The following is a 15,579-nucleotide window of genomic DNA, read 5'->3' on the forward strand; positions in this document are numbered from 1 at the left end:
GGCCCTGTGCTCGATGTAAGAAGATCAGCGGTTGCCGGCCACCAGCTCCGCGATCTGCACCGCGTTCAACGCCGCGCCCTTGCGCAGGTTGTCGGTCGCCACGAACAGGGCCAGCCCACGGCCGTCCGGCACACCCGGGTCGGAGCGGATGCGGCCGACGAAGCTCGGGTCCTTGCCCGCGGCCTGCAGCGGCGTGGGGACGTCCGAGAGCTGCACGCCGGGCGCCACCGAGAGCAGCTCCGTGGCCCGCTCCACCGAGATGGGCTGCGCGAACTCCACGTTGATCGACAGCGCGTGGCCGGAGAACACCGGGACGCGGACGCACGTGCCGGACACGAGCAGCTCCGGCAGGCCCAAAATCTTGCGGCTTTCGTTGCGCAGCTTCTGTTCCTCGTCCGTCTCGAACGAGCCGTCGTCGACGACGGAGCCGGCCATCGGCAGCACGTTGAACGCGATGGGCGCCACGTACTTGGCCGGAGCCGGGAAGTCCACGGCGGAACCGTCGTGGGTCAGGGCAGCGGCGCGGGAGGCGACGGCGTTGACCTGGGCGGCCAGCTCGTCGACGCCGGCAAGGCCACTGCCGGACACGGCCTGGTATGTGCTCGTGATCAGGCGCAGCAGGCCGGCCTCGTCGTGCAGCGGCTTGAGCACCGGCATGGCCGCCATGGTGGTGCAGTTGGGGTTCGCGATGATCCCCTTGCGCGCCTCCTTGATGGCCTCTGGGTTGACCTCGCTGACGACCAGCGGCACGTCCGGGTCGCGGCGGAAGGCCGACGAGTTGTCGATCACCGTCACGCCCGCGGCGGAGAAGCGCGGCGACTGCTCACGCGAAGTCGCGCCGCCCGCCGAGAACAGGGCGATGTCCAAACCGGACGGATCCGCCGTGGCGGTGTCCTCGACCGTGATCTCCTCGCCCTGCCACGGAAGTTTCGTTCCCGCTGACCGGGACGACGCGAAGTACCGCATCTCGTCCACCGGGAAACCACGCTCCGCCAGCAGCTTCCGCATCACACCGCCGACCTGGCCGGTCGCCCCGACCACCCCGACGCGCAGACCGTTGCCCATCAGCGACCACTCCCCGCGTAGACGACGGCTTCCTCGTCGCCGCCGAGCTCGAACGCCTCGTGGATCGCGCGCACGGCGTCGTCGAGCTGCGCGTCGCGGATCAGCACCGAGATGCGGATCTCCGAGGTGTTGATGATTTCGATGTTGACGCCCGACTGCGCGAGCGCCTCGCAGAACGTCGCCGTGACACCGGGGTGCGAGCGCATCCCCGCGCCGACGAGCGAGACCTTGCCGACGTGGTCGTCGTAGAGCACGGTCTCGAAGCCGATCTCGCCCTTGACCTTCTCGAGCTCCTGCACAGCCTTCGCGCCGTTGGCCTTCGACAGCGTGAACGTGATGTCGGTGCGACCCGAAACGGTGCTGGACACGTTCTGTAGCACCATGTCGATGTCGATCTCCGCGTCGGCGATCACGCGGAAGATCCGGGCGGCCGCGCCGGCGTGGTCCGGCACGCCGGTGACCGTGATCTTGGCCTCCGAACGGTCGTGTGCCACACCGGTGATCAGCGCTTGTTCCACGGGGATCTCCTCGATTGACCCGGTCACGGTGGTGCCCGGCTTGTCGCTGTAGGAAGAGCGGACTCGGATCGGCACGCCGTAGCGGCGCGCGTACTCGACCGAACGCAGGTGCAGGATCTTCGAACCGCTCGCGGCGAGCTCCAGCATCTCCTCGTACGGGATCGTGTCGAGTTTCCGCGCGTCCGGCACGATCCGCGGGTCGGCGGAGTACACACCGTCCACATCGGAATAGATCTCGCACACGTCGGCGCCCAGCGCCGCGGCGAGCGCGACGGCGGTGGTGTCCGAACCACCGCGGCCGAGCGTCGTGATGTCCTTGGTGTCCTGGGAAACGCCCTGGAACCCGGCCACGAGCGCGATGTAGCCCTGCTCGAGCGCCTCCGTGACGCGGCTCGGCGTCACGTCGATGATGCGCGCGTTGCCGTGCACCGACGTCGTGACGACACCCGCCTGCGAACCGGTGAACGACCACGCCTCGGCGCCGTGCGCGGAAATCGCCATGGCGACCAGTGCGTTCGAGATGCGCTCACCGGCCGTGAGCAGCATGTCCATCTCCCGCTCCGGCGGCGCGGGGTTCACCTGCTGCGCCAGGTCGAGCAGCTCGTCGGTGGTGTCACCCATCGCCGAGCACACCACCACGACGTCGTTGCCCGCCTTCTTGGTGGCGACGATGCGTTCGGCGACGCGCTTGATCCGGTCGGCACTTTCCAGCGACGATCCGCCGTACTTCTGGACCACGAGGGCCACAGCCCGAACCTCCTTGACGGGCCGGGTCTGCTCCTGGTGGGCACCGAGGAGCCCCCGCGTCCCTTCACTTGGGCGAAACTCTACCGGGGCCGACCGCGCTCGCCACTCAATCGAGTGGCGGCGCACACCGATCGAGGGTGTGTCGGAAGTAAATCTTCCTTAACACCACCGAAATGTTCGAAGCCCTTCCTCCGGAGTGATGGAGAGCACTCCCGCCGTACTACGGTGCGGGACGTGCGCAAACCCGCCGAGACGAGCGTCCCCGTGATCCCGGCCGTCGCCGAGCGCTGGAGCCCCCGCGCCTTCGACGCGACCGCCGAGGTGTCCCCGCAGGAACTGACCACCTTGCTGGAGGCCGCGCGCTGGGCGCCGTCCTTCGGCAACACCCAGCCCGCGCGCTACCTCGTGGGACGGCGCGGCGACCCCACGTTCGCCCGGATCCTGGCCGCGTTGAACAGCGGCAACCAGGCGTGGGCCTTCCGCGCGGGCGTGCTGCTCGTCGGCGTGATGATGACCACCAACGAGAAGGGCGACGTCCCGTACGCGGAGTACGGGCTCGGCCTGGCGACCGAGAACCTGGTGCTCCAGGCCGTGGAGCTCGGCCTGATCGCGCACCAGATGGCGGGCTTCTCCGCCGACGCGGTCCGCTCGTCGTTCGGCCTGCCCGACGGCGCCGTGCCGCGCGTGGCCATCGCCGTGGGCCACGCCGCCGAGGCCGAGGTGCTGGAGGACGAGCGGCGCATCGAGCGGGAGCTCAAGCCGCGCCAGCGCATTCCGCTGAGCGAGTTCGCGTTCAGCGGGGAATGGGGCACGCCGGCGTTGGGTGACTGACGCACTGATCGCATTCGCTTCGCACCGCTAAGTAATGCCGCTCGATCGGGGAACCGCTGATCGGGGCACCGCATCGAAGCCGGCAACACACTGGGTGGACACGAGGAGAGAACGATCATGCGTAGTCGTGTGCTGGCGGTCCTGGGGGTCTCCGCGGCGGTACTGGCGCTGGCCGGCTGTGCGGGTCAGACGAACGGCACGCCTTCGGCCGCGGGCGGTGCCCCGGCGCAGCAGCAGAGCCAGAGCACCAGCGCGACCGAGGCGAGCACGGAAGCGCCGCCGAGCGCGCAGCAGAACTCGTCGTCGGCCGGCGGTTTCACGCAGCAGGGCACCAAGCTGAAGCTCGGCGAGAAGGCGATCGTGCCGTTCAAGTCGGAGGGCAAGACGGGCTCGATCGGCGTCACGGTGAAGTCCATCGACAAGGGCGCCGAGGCCGACCTCGCGCCCCTCGACCTGGGCGACAAGGCGAAGGGCATGACGCCGTACTACGTGCGCGTCACCGTCTCGAACGAGAGCGGCACGGACTTCTCCTACAGCTCGCTCGGGCTGATGAACGCCCTGCTCCCGGACGGCTCCGAAGCGCAGGGGGTGTCGGTCATCGGCACGTTCGACAAGTGCGACAGCGGCGACGCGGGCAAGGACTTCACCACGAAGGGCGCCACGTACGAAAGCTGCGTGCTCGCGGTGGCGCAGGCCGGCACGACGGTGACCGGCGCGTCGTACGACGAGGGCGACTACAACGACCAGGCGCCCGGGACGGACTACGGCAGCAAGCCGATCACCTGGCAGAGCTGACCCGGCGCGAACGGGCCGTTCGCGCCACGGCGGGAACGGCCCGTGACCGCGGTCAGGAAGAGAGCCCGCCGCCGATGCGGCGGAGGATCTTCGCGACGATCCCGGACACCACGAGCCAGAAGATCGCCGCGATGCCGTAGTTGACCAGCACCCTGAGTTTCGCGTCACTCGGGGTGAAGAGGTCCTTGAAGCCGATCGAGAGGCCGTCGGCCCAGCTCCGGACGAACGAGACGATTCCGTTGTCCGGATTGGCCTCGCCGACGGTGAAGATCACGTGCAGCACGAGGATCGCGGCGAAGATCAGCCCGACCCACCGCACGAGCGTGGCGAGGAAGGAAAACGCCTGCTCACGGGTGCGTCGCCAGTCGATCTCGGCACGCTTCGGCCGCGGCTCGGTCTCCGCCTCAGGTGTCTGTTCGGCGTGCTCGCCCATGCCCGGCAGTCTGACACGTCACACCCCCGCCCGCTACCCGCTGGTAACACCCGACGGGCACCGGACGTAACAGTTCGATCGCGGAGGTGACTTCACAACGGCCGCGTTCCGTGGTTAAGGTGACCTCGTGGCGCGTGCTCTCCTGCTTCGCTGCCGCGACGGGGCCTGACCAGACCGGCTCCTCGTCGCGGGGCTTTGTGGTGCCGGTCGTATGCACCCACCTCGTCAGGAGACGTCTTCACCCATGGCCACGAACGACCCCCGTACGAATACCTCCCGCGTCCGCACGCCCTCGCGCCCGGCGCCCGCGGACCAGCCCCGGTGGAACCCCCAACGCGGCACTTCGATGCCCGTCCACCGCTACAAGCCCTGGTACGAGCTGATCGAGAACATCGACCTGCCCGACCGCACCTGGCCCTCGAAGCGCATCGAGCGGGCGCCGCTGTGGTGCGCGGTGGACCTGCGTGACGGCAACCAGGCCCTGATCGACCCGATGTCGCCGGCGCGCAAGCGCAAGTTCTTCGACCTGCTCGTACGCATGGGCTACAAGGAGATCGAGGTCGGGTTCCCCGCCGCGTCGCAGACCGACTTCGACTTCGTCCGCGAGATCATCGACGAGGGCGCGATCCCGGACGACGTGAGCATCCAGGTGCTGACGCAGTGCCGTCCGGAGCTGATCGAGCGCACGTTCAAGTCGCTCGAGGGCGCGCCGCGCGCGATCGTGCACATCTACAACTCGACCTCGATCCTGCAGCGCCGCGTGGTGTTCCGCGAGGAGCGCGAGGGCATCAAGAAGATCGCGACGCAGGGCGCGGAAATGGTCCTCGAGCTGGCCGCGAAGCAGCCGGACACGGACTTCCGCTTCCAGTACTCGCCCGAGTCCTACACCGGAACCGAGCTGTCGTACGCGCTCGAGGTCTGCAACGCCGTCACCGAGATCTGGCAGCCGACGCCGGAGAAGCCGGTGATCCTGAACCTGCCGGCGACCGTCGAGATGGCGACGCCGAACGTCTACGCCGACTCGATCGAGTGGATGAGCCGCAACCTGGAGCGCCGCGACTCGGTGATCCTGTCGCTGCACCCGCACAACGACCGCGGCACCGGCATCGCCGCCGCCGAGCTGGGTTACCAGGCCGGCGCGGACCGCATCGAGGGCTGCCTGTTCGGCAACGGTGAGCGCACCGGCAACGTCGACCTCGTCGCGCTGGGCATGAACCTGTTCAGCCAGGGCATCGACCCGCAGATCGACTTCTCGGACATCGACGAGATCAAGCGCACCGTCGAGTACTGCAACCAGCTGCCCGTGGGCGAGCGCACGCCGTGGGGCGGCGACCTGGTGTTCACCGCGTTCTCCGGCAGCCACCAGGACGCGATCAACAAGGGTCTCGACGCGCTGAAGGACGCGGCCGACAAGGCCGGCGTGCCCGTGGACGACTACCCGTGGGAGGTCCCGTACCTGCCGATCGACCCGAAGGACGTCGGCCGCACGTACGAGGCCGTGATCCGCGTGAACTCGCAGTCGGGCAAGGGCGGCGTCGCCTACATCATGAAGGCCGAGCACCAGCTCGACCTGCCGCGGCGCCTGCAGATCGAGTTCTCCAAGGTGGTCCAGGCCTACACCGACACCGAGGGCGGCGAGGTCGACCCGGCCACGATGTGGAACGCGTTCTCGAAGGAGTACCTCGAGCCGCGCACCCCGCTGGAGCTGGTGCGCCAGCGCGTGACCGACAACGGCGGCGGCGAGTACGACATCGAAGCCACGGTGACCGTCGACGGCGACGAGCACGACATCACCGGCCGCGGCAACGGCCCCATCGCGGCCTTCTTCGACGCCTTGTCCACCGTCGGCTTCGACCTGCGGCTCCTGGACTACAGCGAACACACCCTGACCCCGGGCGACGACTCGCGCGCCGCGTCGTACATCGAGTGCGCGATCTCCGACCGCGTGTTCTGGGGCGTGGGCATCGACCCGTCGATCGTGACGTCGTCGCTGCGCGCAGTGGTGAGCGCGGTCAACCGGGCGAACCGCTGACGTTGTCTTGAAAGCTGAGAGGCTGGTCGCGCTGCTGTTCACCCTGCAGCGCCGCCGCAGCGCGACCGCCTCCGAGCTCGCCGCCGAACTGGGCGTGTCCGAGCGGACGATGCACCGCGATCTGGCGGCTTTACGCGACTCCGGCGTTCCACTGTGGACAGAACGGGGGCGGCACGGCGGCTACCGCCTGGTCGACGGCTGGCGGGCCGGGCTCGACGGACTGACCGCGCGGGAAGCCGTGGCGCTGTTCGCTTTGGGGGCACCGGAAGCCTTGGCGGGGCTGGGGCTGGACACCGCCGGCAGCGCCGCCCGGGCGAAGATCTCGGCGGGGATGCCGACGGAACTGCGCGACCACGCGGCGTTGGTGGCCGGGCGGTTTCACCTCGACGCACCGGGGTGGTTCGGCGGCGCTGACCAGCCTGCTTGTCTTGCGACCGTCTCGCGCGCGGTCTGGACCCAACGCCGGCTCGCGATTTCCTACCAGCGGCGCGACGGCGTGGCGGAGCGAGCGCTGGAGCCGTTGGGGCTCGTGTTGAAGGCGGGCGTCTGGTACCTGGTGGCGCGGATCGAGAACACCTACCGCACGTATCGCGTCTCCCGGATCCTCACCGCCGAGGAACTCGCCGAGACCTTCGACCGTCCAGCCGATTTCGACCTCCCGACCTGGTGGCGCACTTCCTCCGCAACCTTCGAACAGGTCTCCCGCCCCGTGCGCGTACGGGCCCGCCTGAACCGCCTCGCCGTCCGCGAACTCCGCCGCGTCTTCGGCGGCGAACACCTCGCCGATACCGTCCTCTCCCTGACCGACCCGGACTCCGACGGCTGGGCGCTGGCGGAACTCGCGCTGGAGGGCGGCGAAATGGCGCTCGGCCAACTGGTGGCTCTCAGCCCCGGCATCGAAGTCCTCGACCCACCGGAATTGAGGGCGGCCCTGGCCGACATCGGCACCGAACTCGCCGCTCGCAACGCTCAGCGGTAGCCAGTCACATCCGCCGGTTTGCCGGCGTCCGCCACTTCCACCAGGTAGCGCCACGCGTCCGGGCGGCTGCCGTCCACGTCGTCGATCGAGTAGGCCTGGGCGAGCTGGCCGCTGCTCACCGTCTGGCCGGACCACCGAGCGCGGTCCGGGTCGGCGGCGAGGGCCGCGATGGTGCGGCCGCAGAACGTCGGGGATTCCGAGATGGCGAAGTGCGGCACCTTGGCCTCCGCGTGGTGCCAGTTGGACTCCGTGACGCCGTACGCCTCCAGCATCGCTTCCGAGCGGAGCCAGCCCGGGGTGAACGCGACGGCCGTGCAGCCGAACGGGGCCAGCTCGGCCGCCTCGCCGATGGCCAGCGGGTGGGCCGAGGACTTCGCCAGGTAGAACGGCAGCGACGTCCCCTCCCGATACCGCGCGTTGTACGACGCGGTGCCGTCCGTCAGCTCCACCACCAGGCCGCCCGGGCGGTCGATCATCAACGGCAGCAGGTGGTGGCTCGTGATGAGGTGCGCGTCGATCGCCAGGCGGATCATGCGCAGGCCCGCGTCCAGGGAGTGTTCCCAGACGGGTTTGCCCCATTCCAGGTGGCGGTCGCCGCCCCAAAGGCCGTTGACGAGGATGTCGAGGTGGTCCAGACGAGAGGCCAGGGCCGCGACCTCGGCGGGCACCAGGTGGTCGACGCGAACGGCCTCGGCCTGGCCGCCCGCCGCCGCGACCAGAGCCACCGTGTCCTCGATCGTCTCCGGACGGTCCACTTCGGACCGAGCGGAGCCCGACGTCCGGCCGGTCACGTAAACGAAGGCCCCCGCCCGTCCCAGCTCAACGGCGATCGCGCGGCTCGCACCGCGCGTGCCGCCCGCGACGAGGGCGATCTTTCCCGAAAGGTTCATGCGGACCACCGTCGCGGTTAACCATGACACCCGCTGTCATGGTTAACCCAAGCTGTGTGCCGCCTGTGCCTTGCTGTGAGTACTCGGTGAACGGGACTCATCCGCCCGCGCACGACGGTTAATGGGAGTGTGGACGCAACGACGGCAGGGCTCGTGGTGCTGTTCGTCGTCTCGCTGGTGCCCCTGCTGCCCACCGAGGTGACGATCCTCGGCATGGGCATCGCGGCCGCGCAAGGCGGGACGTCGCTGGCCGTGGTGATCGCCGTCGCCACCGCCGGGTGCCTGGTGGGCGACCAGGCCCTCTACGCGCTGGGCCGCTTCGGCGGCGCCCGCGTGCTGGAACGGCTCAGCCGGCGCCGCAAGATGGCCGCCGGCCTGGCCTGGCTCGACGGCCGCCTCCAGCGCCACCCGCGCCCGATCCTGGTGCTGGCCCGCTGGCTGCCCTCGGGCGGCACGGTCGGCGCACTGCTGGCCGGCTCGCTGCGCTGGCCCATGGGCGAGTTCTTCAGCGCCTCGGCGATCGGCATCACGCTGTGGACGTCGTACGTCGCCTTCCTCGGCTACGCCGGCGGCGAGCTCATCGACGAACCGGTGGTCAGCATGCTGCTCTCCTTCGGCGTCGCGACACTGCTGGGCGTGGCGATCACGTTCGGCGTCCGCCGCGGAGCCCGGAGCTAACCCGTCAACGCTGCCACTTCCGCCCGGAGCTAACCCGTCAACGCCGCCACTTCCGCGCGCAGCTGGGCGATCACCGTCGCCACCGCGGGCCGCGACAACGCACCCCGCCGGCACACCACCTCGACCAGCCGCGCGGCGCGGATCCCGGCCAGCGGACGGCCGACCAGACCACTGCCCCGCCGCGTGTCCATCGTGTAGCGCGGCAGCAACGCGATGCCGTGCCCCGCCGCGACGAGCCGTTCGGTGATGCGGAAATCGTTGATGCGCTGGACGATCTGCGGCCGCACCCCCGTGCGCACCGTCAGCGACCGCAGCACGTCGTCGACCGGGCACCCGTGGTCCACGGAGATCCAGCGTTCGTCGGCGAGATCCGCGAGGTCCACCCGGCGCCGCCGCGCCAGCGCGTGCCCCGCCGGCAACGCGACGTCCAACGGCTCCCGCAGCAGCGGCACCACCTCGAGCCGGTCGGAGGTGAACTCGCCGGCGTGCTCGTCCCGGTGCGTCACGACCACGTCGTAGTCCGCGACCAGCGCCGGAACATCCGAAGGCGTCATGTCGACATCACGCACGTCCACCTCCAGACCGTCGAACTCCGCGACGCGCGCGAGGAGCCCCGGCAGCAGCATCAGCCCCGCCGACTGGAAGATCGCGATCCGCACCCGCCCGCGCGGCGCACTTCGGTACGTGTCGAGCTCGGATTCCGCGCGATCCAGCGCTGCCAGCACCTCGTCCGCACGCGCGACGAGCGCCCGGCCGGCGTCGGTGAGCCGCAGGCCGCGGCCGTCCGGCTCGGTCAGCGGCAGGCCGACCTCCGACTGAAGCGCACGCAGCTGCTGCGACACCGCCGAAGGGGTGCAGTGCAGCGCCCTCGCCGCGGCCGTCACGCTGCCGCGGTCCGCGAACTCCCGCAATGTCCGGAGTCTTCCGAGGTCCACGATGTCCACGATGTGAAGCACGGCTACAGGGTCAGTGCAGTTTTTCTCGCTGGTCCTTCACGGTCCGCGGCTGCACAGTGGAGGTCATGCCCGCACGTGACCGTCTCCTCGCCGTGCTCGTCGCCGTGCTGTGGGGCTGCAACTTCCTCGCCATCCACGCCGCGCTGGGCCAGTTCCCGCCGATGTTCGCCGGCGCGCTGCGGTTCGCGCTGATCGCGATCCCGACGATCCTGTTCGTGCCGTGGCCCAAGGTGAAGCTGCGCTACCTGCTCGGCTACGGCCTCGGGTTCGGCACGGGCCAGTTCGCGTTCCTGTTCGTCGCCATGGATCTCGGCATGCCGACGGGCCTGGCTTCGCTGGTGCTGCAGGCGTCCGCGCCGTTCACCGTGCTGCTCGGCGCCGTGCTCCTGCGCGAACGCGTGTCCGGGCGCCAGCTCACCGGCATCCTGCTGGCCGTCGCCGGCATGACGGCGATCGCGTGGCAGCAGTCGTCCCACGCCGCGCTGCTGCCGGTGATCCTGACGCTGCTGGCCGCGCTGAGCTGGGCGTTCGGCAACCTCGCGGTGCGCCGCGCGACGCCCGACAACCCGCTGCACCTCATGCTGTGGATGTCCGTGGTGCCGCCGCTGCCGATGCTGGCACTGTCGTTCGTCTTCGAGGGCCCGGCGGCCGGCTGGCACTCGCTCACGACACTCGGCACCACCACCGGCCTGATCGGCGTCGCGGGCATGGCGTACGTGATCGTGTTCGGCACCGTCGTCGGCTCCGGCATCTGGACGACGCTGATGAAGCACCATCCCGCCGGCGTCGTCGCGCCGTTCTCGCTGCTCGTGCCGGTGGTCGGGCTCACGGCGTCGTACTTCGTGCTCGACGAGGTGCCCACCGTGCTCGAGATCGTCGCAGCGGCCGTGGTGATCGGCGGGGTGCTGCTGGGAAGCCTGCGGCGCAAACCCGTCGGGCTGCCCGACGAAGACCTGCTACCCGCGGGGACCTGAGCCCGGCGGGGCGAGGCGCGCGTCGAGCTGGCTCCACGCGACGAGCGCCACCAGCCCGGCCAGCCCGAACACCGCCGCCAGGCCGATCCCGGACGCCGCCGCACCGGCCAGCGGCGACGCGGCGGTCTGGCCGACGCCGAGGCCGACGAACGACCAGGTCACGCCCCGCGCCGGGCGCGTGGGGAACAGCCGGGCGGCCCACAGGATGCACAGCCCGGTCAGCGCCATGTAGGTGCTGCCGAACAACGCACTGGAGACGAGTGCGCCGGCGAGACCCGGCGTAGGCAGGGCCAGGAGGGCGAGGCCGGCCGCCGCCAGCGTCCACGTGACCAGGTTGGCGGTCCGCAGCCCGACGCGTTCGGCGGCCCGCCCGGCCAGGCCGCCGAGCAGCCCGGCCACGCCGATGGTGAACCAGCACCAGGTCGCCGCCGTCGGGCTCAATCCCGACGCGGTGAGGCGGGAGCTGGAGAACGTCCAGTACGGCGCGCTCGTCACCCCGATGAGGACGGAGTTGACCACGAGCGGGACCAGGCCGTGGACCGGCACGGGAATCTCGGCGGCGGCTGCGGGCGTTCGCGGCAACGTCCGCCAGGCCAGCACCGTCATCGCCGCGGCGAGCACGGCGAAGCCGGCCCAGATCGAGGGCCAGCCGAAGGCCAGCAACGGCGTGAACGCCGACGCGGCCAGCCCGAGCCCGGTCCCGGTGTTGGCCCAGGTCTGGGCCCGGACCCGGTGGCGCGCCCCGACCGTTTCCCCGATCAGCTGCGCGACACCGGGCGAGACCAGACCCGCGCTGGCGCCCGCGAGCACGATCCCGGCGCCGAACACGCCCACGTTCGGCGCGGCCGCCATCAGTCCGAGCCCCACCGCCGCCAACGCCCCGGCCAGCAGCACGGTGCCGCGCGCGGATCGCGTGGCCGTGCGCAGGGACAACAGGAGCCCGACGCCGTAACCCGCGGTGGACAGTCCGCCCAGCACGCCGACGCCGACGGTCGTGAGCCCGAACGTCTCGCCGAACCGGGGCACGAACAGCCCGTAGGCATAACGCGCGAAGCCGTAGCAGAGCGCGATCACGCCGGCGCCGACCGCGGCGGTGGACCACCACCGTGCGGTTGTCTGCTCACTGACCATCAGCGCAACCAAACAGACAGGTCTGTCTGTTGTCAACCGATGCTAGAGTCTGGACTGGTCAAAGCAGAGACTGAACAGTCTGGAGGAGACGTGAGCCGGACCCGGCCCGGCGACGCGGGAGCCAAAGTGCTCAAGGCGGCGTCGACGTTGTTCTACCGCGACGGCATCCACGCCGTGGGCGTCGACACCGTGGCGGCCGAGGCCGGCGTGACGAAGGCCGCGCTCTACGGCAACTTCGGGTCGAAGAGCCGGCTCGTGGTCGCCTACCTGCGGGAACGGGACCGGCAGTGGCAGGAGGAGATCGACCGCATCACGGCCGCGCACACGGATCCGGCGCAGCGGGTGCCGGCGGTGTTCGACGCCTACGAAGCCTGGCTCTCCCGCGACGGCTACCGCGGCTGCGGCTTCCTCAACGCCACCTCGGAGTTCCCCGACCCGGCCGACCCGGTGCGCGAAGTCGTCCGTCACCACAAGACGGCGCTGCACGGCTACCTGCTGACGCAGCTCCACCGCATCAGGGCGGAGCACGCCGAAACCCTGGCCGACGAGCTGATGCTGTTGCTGGAGGGTGCCGCCGTCACGTCCGTGGTCACCCAGGCCTCCCGGCCGTTCCACACGGCGAAGCGGCTCGCGGCGACGCTGATCTCACCGCCGGAGAACTAGGCGACCGCGTCGTCCTTCTGCTCGGCCTGGGCCTCGTGGTTGCGCGACATGCGCCGCTTCAGGACCAGCGTCACGACCACGCCGATCACCACCGCCGCGCCGAGGCCCGCCCACTGGAAGCCCTTGAGCCACTTGTCCGCGACCACACCGAGGTAGTAGATCAACGCGGTGGTGCCGCCGGCCCAGACGATGCCGCCGAGCGCGTTGGCGATGAGGAAACGCGGGTAGTGCATGTTCAGCGACCCCGCGAGCGGGCCGGCGAGGATGCGCAGCACGGCGACGAAGCGGCCGAAGAACACGGCCCACATGCCGCGTTTGTGGAACATCCGTTCCGCGTTCGCGATGTGCTGTGGACCGAAGTGTTTGGGGAACTTCCGGCCGGCCCAGTCGAAGAGGCGTTTCCCGCCCTTGCGGCCGATCAGGTACCCGATGCTGTCGCCGATGATGGCGCCCGCGCTGGCCAGGACGCCGATCCACAGCGGGTTGAGACCGCTGTGCGAAGACGCGAGCAGCGCGGCACTCACGAGCACGATCTCGCCGGGCAGCGGGATGCCGAGGCTCTCGACCATCACGACGAGCCCCACCAGGAGGTAGACCGACAGCGGAGGGATCGCCTCCAGCACGTGGTCGATGTTCACTGCCCCTACCCCCTGCGGCTTGCCGGTTTTGTGCCTGCACTTCGCAGACTACCGGGGCCCTCGTGCGCGGGCGTCACCCTTCAGTCGGGGGTGGGGTCCGACTTGAGTCAGGGTTTTCCGTACATATCGGACGAAGCGCGCGCTTCGAGGTGCCGGCGCTCAGGCAAGCTCAACGTCCGCCGTGCCGCCGCGGCGTAGTACTCCCGGGCGGCGTCGAGATCACCCGCGAGCTCCAGCAGGTGCGCGCGGACGACGTCGACGCGGTAGTGATCCGGCGGCTCCGACGCGTCGAGCTCGGCCAGCGCGACGGCCGGGCCCTCGACCATCGCGAGCGCCACGAGCCGGTTGAGCGTCACCATCGGTCCGGGCGCGACCTGGCACAGCAGGTCGTAGAGCAGCAGGATCTGCGGCCAGTCGGTGTCCTCGGCCGAAGGCGCCTCGTCGTGGACGGCGGCGATCGCGGCCTGCAGCTGGTACGGACCGACGGGCGCGGTCGCGAGCGCGTGGGTGATCAGCGCGGTGCCCTCGGCGATGGCGTCGGCGTCCCACCGCGACCGGTCCTGCTCCGCGAGGGGGACCATCGTGCCGTTCTCGCCGAGCCGCGCGGCCCGGCGTGCGCCGGTGAGCAGCATCAACGCCAGCAGGCCGGTGACCTCGCCATCGTCCGGGAGCTCGGCGTGCAGCTGCCGCGTGAGCCGGATGGCCTCGGCGGTGAGCTCCACGCGGTCGACGGCCGAGCCGGCGCTGGCCGTGTGGCCCTCCGTGAAGATCAGGTACAGCACCTGCAGCACCGCGGCGACGCGAGCGGGCCGTTCGTGCTCCGGCGGCAGGCTGAACGACGTGCCCTTAACCTTCTGCTTCGCGCGGCTGATGCGCTGGCCGATCGTCGGCTCCGGCACGAGGAACGCCCGCGCGATCTCGGCCGTCGTCAGGCCGCCGACCGCGCGCAACGTCAGCGCGACCTGCGAGGGCCGCGTCAGCGCCGGGTGGCAGCAGAGCAGGAGCAAGGTGAGCGTGTCGTCCACGGCCGGCGCCGGGTCCGGGTCGGGTGGCGCCAGCGCGGCCACGGTCTCCTCACGCCGGTGCCGGGCGGAGTCGCTGCGCCACAGCTCGATCCGCCGCCGCGAAGCCGTGGTGATGAGCCACGCCTTGGGGTTGTCCGGCACGCCGTCGCGCGGCCACTGCACAGCCGCGGCGAGCAAGGCCTCCTGCACGGCGTCCTCACACGTGTCGAACCCGCCGTAGCGGCGCACGAGCGCGGTGAGGACCTGCGGCGCCAGCTCGCGCAGGAGGCCCTCGATCACAGGTCGCCCAGGTCGAAGTCCACGTCGCCGGTCAGGCCCATCACGGGCCGCACCTCGATCGTCGCGTATGGCGCCTCCGGGATCCGCGCCGCGATCTCCAGCGCGCGGTCCTCGGAGTCGCAATCCAGCAGGTAGAAGCCCGCGAGCTGCTCCTTGATCTCCGCGAACGGCCCGTCGGTGGTGCTCACCTGGTCGTCCCGCACGATGACCTGCTTCGTGAGCTCCGGCGCGGCGAGCCGCTCGGACACGATGCGCTCGCCGGAGCCGTCCAGGCCGTCGTTGAAGTCGACATACGCCCGCAGGCCCGCGGCCTTCTGCGCATCGCTCATCCCCGCCCACGCCGAGCGGGACGCCGGGTTGCCGTAGATCAGGACCAGGTACTTCATCGGGTGCCTCCTCGAAATCGTCGTCACCCGGGATGTCGAAGCCACACGGACGGCTTCGACGTCCCCCGTGAAACCCGACCAGGCAAGGAGAGCACAAAATGTTCGAAAACGAGATCCGCGACCTGCTGGCCGAGCGCACCGCCGCGATGTACGCCAAGGACCCCGGGCGCCTGGTCGCGGGCTACACGGAAGGCGCGGTGAAGTTCGACCTCGCGCCGCCCCTGCGCACCACCGGCGCGTCGGAGGAGTTCCTCACGAAGTGGTTCGGCACGTTCGACGGCCCGGTGACCTACGAGTACACCGACGTCGAGGTGACCGAGTCCGGCGACCTGGCCTTCACCACGGCGCTGGCGAAGATGTCGGCCGTGCCGGTGGGCATGAGCGAACCGTTCACGCTGTGGTTCCGCTCGACGCTGGCCTTCCGCCGCGTCGACGGTGCGTGGCGGATCGTGCACGAGCACAGCTCGACGCCGTTCCACATGGACGGCTCGTTCCGGGCCGCCATCGACCTGCAGCCGTAAACGCGATGAAGGGCACCTCGAGGAGATCGAGGTGCCCT

At 70.4% G+C, this 15,579-nt stretch carries 17 protein-coding genes; 8 read left to right on the plus strand and 9 right to left on the minus strand.

Annotated features, from left to right (window positions below):
- Nucleotides 1-24: 24 nt before the first annotated feature.
- Nucleotides 25-1,065 (minus strand): aspartate-semialdehyde dehydrogenase, encoded by a 1,041-nt coding sequence (locus tag ACQPXB_RS46975; protein ID WP_366584024.1) that lies wholly within the window; start codon nucleotides 1,063-1,065, stop codon nucleotides 25-27.
- Nucleotides 1,065-2,330, minus strand: coding sequence for an aspartate kinase (locus ACQPXB_RS46980; protein ID WP_366584025.1), 1,266 nt, complete (start codon nucleotides 2,328-2,330; stop codon nucleotides 1,065-1,067). Before ACQPXB_RS46980 ends, ACQPXB_RS46975 begins: the two co-directional genes overlap by 1 nt.
- A 234-nt stretch (nucleotides 2,331-2,564) precedes the next feature.
- Here ACQPXB_RS46980 and ACQPXB_RS46985 point away from each other — a divergent pair, with 234 nt between their 5' ends.
- Both ACQPXB_RS46985 and ACQPXB_RS46990 read left to right on the plus strand, forming a co-directional pair.
- On the plus strand, nucleotides 2,565-3,161 hold the full coding sequence (locus ACQPXB_RS46985) for a nitroreductase family protein (protein ID WP_432848511.1): 597 nt from the start codon (nucleotides 2,565-2,567) through the stop codon (nucleotides 3,159-3,161).
- Nucleotides 3,162-3,278: 117 nt separating this feature from the next.
- Nucleotides 3,279-3,956 (plus strand): hypothetical protein, encoded by a 678-nt coding sequence (locus ACQPXB_RS46990; protein ID WP_432848513.1) that lies wholly within the window; start codon nucleotides 3,279-3,281, stop codon nucleotides 3,954-3,956.
- Nucleotides 3,957-4,008: 52 nt separating this feature from the next.
- Here ACQPXB_RS46990 and ACQPXB_RS46995 read toward each other — a convergent pair whose 3' ends face one another.
- A complete protein-coding gene (locus tag ACQPXB_RS46995) occupies nucleotides 4,009-4,389 on the minus strand; it encodes a hypothetical protein (RefSeq protein ID WP_366584028.1) in 381 nt (126 codons plus the stop codon).
- 244 nt (nucleotides 4,390-4,633) lie between these two features.
- On the opposite strand from ACQPXB_RS46995, the gene leuA reads away from it, so the two are divergent.
- Nucleotides 4,634-6,421, plus strand: coding sequence for a 2-isopropylmalate synthase (leuA, locus tag ACQPXB_RS47000; protein ID WP_366584029.1), 1,788 nt, complete (start codon nucleotides 4,634-4,636; stop codon nucleotides 6,419-6,421).
- Nucleotides 6,422-6,428: 7 nt separating this feature from the next.
- Nucleotides 6,429-7,400, plus strand: a complete 972-nt coding sequence (locus ACQPXB_RS47005; RefSeq protein WP_432848515.1) for a helix-turn-helix transcriptional regulator — start codon at nucleotides 6,429-6,431, stop codon at nucleotides 7,398-7,400.
- On the opposite strand, the gene ACQPXB_RS47010 is transcribed toward ACQPXB_RS47005, so the two are convergent.
- A complete protein-coding gene (locus tag ACQPXB_RS47010) occupies nucleotides 7,391-8,290 on the minus strand; it encodes an SDR family oxidoreductase (RefSeq protein WP_432848517.1) in 900 nt (299 codons plus the stop codon). The two genes, ACQPXB_RS47005 and ACQPXB_RS47010, sit on opposite strands and share 10 nt — an antisense overlap.
- 129 nt (nucleotides 8,291-8,419) lie before the next feature.
- Here ACQPXB_RS47010 and ACQPXB_RS47015 point away from each other — a divergent pair, with 129 nt between their 5' ends.
- Nucleotides 8,420-8,968 carry a DedA family protein gene (locus ACQPXB_RS47015; RefSeq protein WP_285971814.1) on the plus strand — a complete coding sequence of 183 codons (549 nt, stop codon included), beginning with the start codon at nucleotides 8,420-8,422 and terminating at the stop codon, nucleotides 8,966-8,968.
- A gap of 29 nt (nucleotides 8,969-8,997) precedes the next feature.
- On the opposite strand, the gene ACQPXB_RS47020 is transcribed toward ACQPXB_RS47015, so the two are convergent.
- On the minus strand, nucleotides 8,998-9,903 hold the full coding sequence (locus ACQPXB_RS47020; protein ID WP_432857139.1) for a LysR family transcriptional regulator: 906 nt from the start codon (nucleotides 9,901-9,903) through the stop codon (nucleotides 8,998-9,000).
- An 86-nt stretch (nucleotides 9,904-9,989) separates the two neighbouring features.
- Here ACQPXB_RS47020 and ACQPXB_RS47025 point away from each other — a divergent pair, with 86 nt between their 5' ends.
- Nucleotides 9,990-10,898 carry an EamA family transporter gene (locus ACQPXB_RS47025; protein WP_432848518.1) on the plus strand — a complete coding sequence of 303 codons (909 nt, stop codon included), beginning with the start codon at nucleotides 9,990-9,992 and terminating at the stop codon, nucleotides 10,896-10,898.
- On the opposite strand, the gene ACQPXB_RS47030 is transcribed toward ACQPXB_RS47025, so the two are convergent.
- Nucleotides 10,881-12,029, minus strand: coding sequence for a YbfB/YjiJ family MFS transporter (locus ACQPXB_RS47030; RefSeq protein ID WP_432848520.1), 1,149 nt, complete (start codon nucleotides 12,027-12,029; stop codon nucleotides 10,881-10,883). The two genes, ACQPXB_RS47025 and ACQPXB_RS47030, sit on opposite strands and share 18 nt — an antisense overlap.
- 90 nt (nucleotides 12,030-12,119) lie before the next feature.
- Between ACQPXB_RS47030 and ACQPXB_RS47035 the strand changes: the two genes are divergently transcribed.
- Nucleotides 12,120-12,692, plus strand: a complete 573-nt coding sequence (locus tag ACQPXB_RS47035; protein WP_432848522.1) for a TetR/AcrR family transcriptional regulator — start codon at nucleotides 12,120-12,122, stop codon at nucleotides 12,690-12,692.
- On the opposite strand, the gene ACQPXB_RS47040 is transcribed toward ACQPXB_RS47035, so the two are convergent.
- The 3 genes from ACQPXB_RS47040 to ACQPXB_RS47050 all read right to left on the minus strand — a co-directional run bounded on the left by ACQPXB_RS47040 (nucleotide 12,689) and on the right by ACQPXB_RS47050 (nucleotide 15,020).
- On the minus strand, nucleotides 12,689-13,330 hold the full coding sequence (locus tag ACQPXB_RS47040) for a DedA family protein (protein ID WP_366584036.1): 642 nt from the start codon (nucleotides 13,328-13,330) through the stop codon (nucleotides 12,689-12,691). The genes ACQPXB_RS47035 and ACQPXB_RS47040 overlap by 4 nt on opposite strands.
- Nucleotides 13,331-13,437: 107 nt before the next feature.
- Nucleotides 13,438-14,634, minus strand: coding sequence for an RNA polymerase sigma factor (locus ACQPXB_RS47045; protein WP_386944614.1), 1,197 nt, complete (start codon nucleotides 14,632-14,634; stop codon nucleotides 13,438-13,440).
- Nucleotides 14,631-15,020 (minus strand): YciI family protein, encoded by a 390-nt coding sequence (locus ACQPXB_RS47050; RefSeq protein WP_432848524.1) that lies wholly within the window; start codon nucleotides 15,018-15,020, stop codon nucleotides 14,631-14,633. The genes ACQPXB_RS47045 and ACQPXB_RS47050 overlap by 4 nt, the downstream gene beginning before the upstream one ends.
- Nucleotides 15,021-15,118: 98 nt before the next feature.
- Here ACQPXB_RS47050 and ACQPXB_RS47055 point away from each other — a divergent pair, with 98 nt between their 5' ends.
- On the plus strand, nucleotides 15,119-15,541 hold the full coding sequence (locus tag ACQPXB_RS47055; protein WP_432848526.1) for a YybH family protein: 423 nt from the start codon (nucleotides 15,119-15,121) through the stop codon (nucleotides 15,539-15,541).
- Nucleotides 15,542-15,579 lie beyond the last annotated feature (38 nt).

The sequence above is a fragment of the Amycolatopsis sp. CA-161197 genome, from assembly GCF_050942255.1.
In the GTDB taxonomy this organism is placed as follows: domain Bacteria; phylum Actinomycetota; class Actinomycetes; order Mycobacteriales; family Pseudonocardiaceae; genus Amycolatopsis.

Coding starts and splice junctions, on each gene's coding strand:
- ACQPXB_RS46975 (WP_366584024.1), bottom strand. CDS start 1,065: ATGGGCAACGGTCTGCGCGTCGGGGTGGTCGGGGCGACCGGCCAGGTC.
- ACQPXB_RS46990 (WP_432848513.1), top strand. CDS start 3,279: ATGCGTAGTCGTGTGCTGGCGGTCCTGGGGGTCTCCGCGGCGGTACTG.
- ACQPXB_RS46995 (WP_366584028.1), bottom strand. CDS start 4,389: ATGGGCGAGCACGCCGAACAGACACCTGAGGCGGAGACCGAGCCGCGG.
- leuA (WP_366584029.1), top strand. CDS start 4,634: ATGGCCACGAACGACCCCCGTACGAATACCTCCCGCGTCCGCACGCCC.
- ACQPXB_RS47010 (WP_432848517.1), bottom strand. CDS start 8,290: ATGAACCTTTCGGGAAAGATCGCCCTCGTCGCGGGCGGCACGCGCGGT.
- ACQPXB_RS47025 (WP_432848518.1), top strand. CDS start 9,990: ATGCCCGCACGTGACCGTCTCCTCGCCGTGCTCGTCGCCGTGCTGTGG.
- ACQPXB_RS47030 (WP_432848520.1), bottom strand. CDS start 12,029: ATGGTCAGTGAGCAGACAACCGCACGGTGGTGGTCCACCGCCGCGGTC.
- ACQPXB_RS47050 (WP_432848524.1), bottom strand. CDS start 15,020: ATGAAGTACCTGGTCCTGATCTACGGCAACCCGGCGTCCCGCTCGGCG.
- ACQPXB_RS47055 (WP_432848526.1), top strand. CDS start 15,119: ATGTTCGAAAACGAGATCCGCGACCTGCTGGCCGAGCGCACCGCCGCG.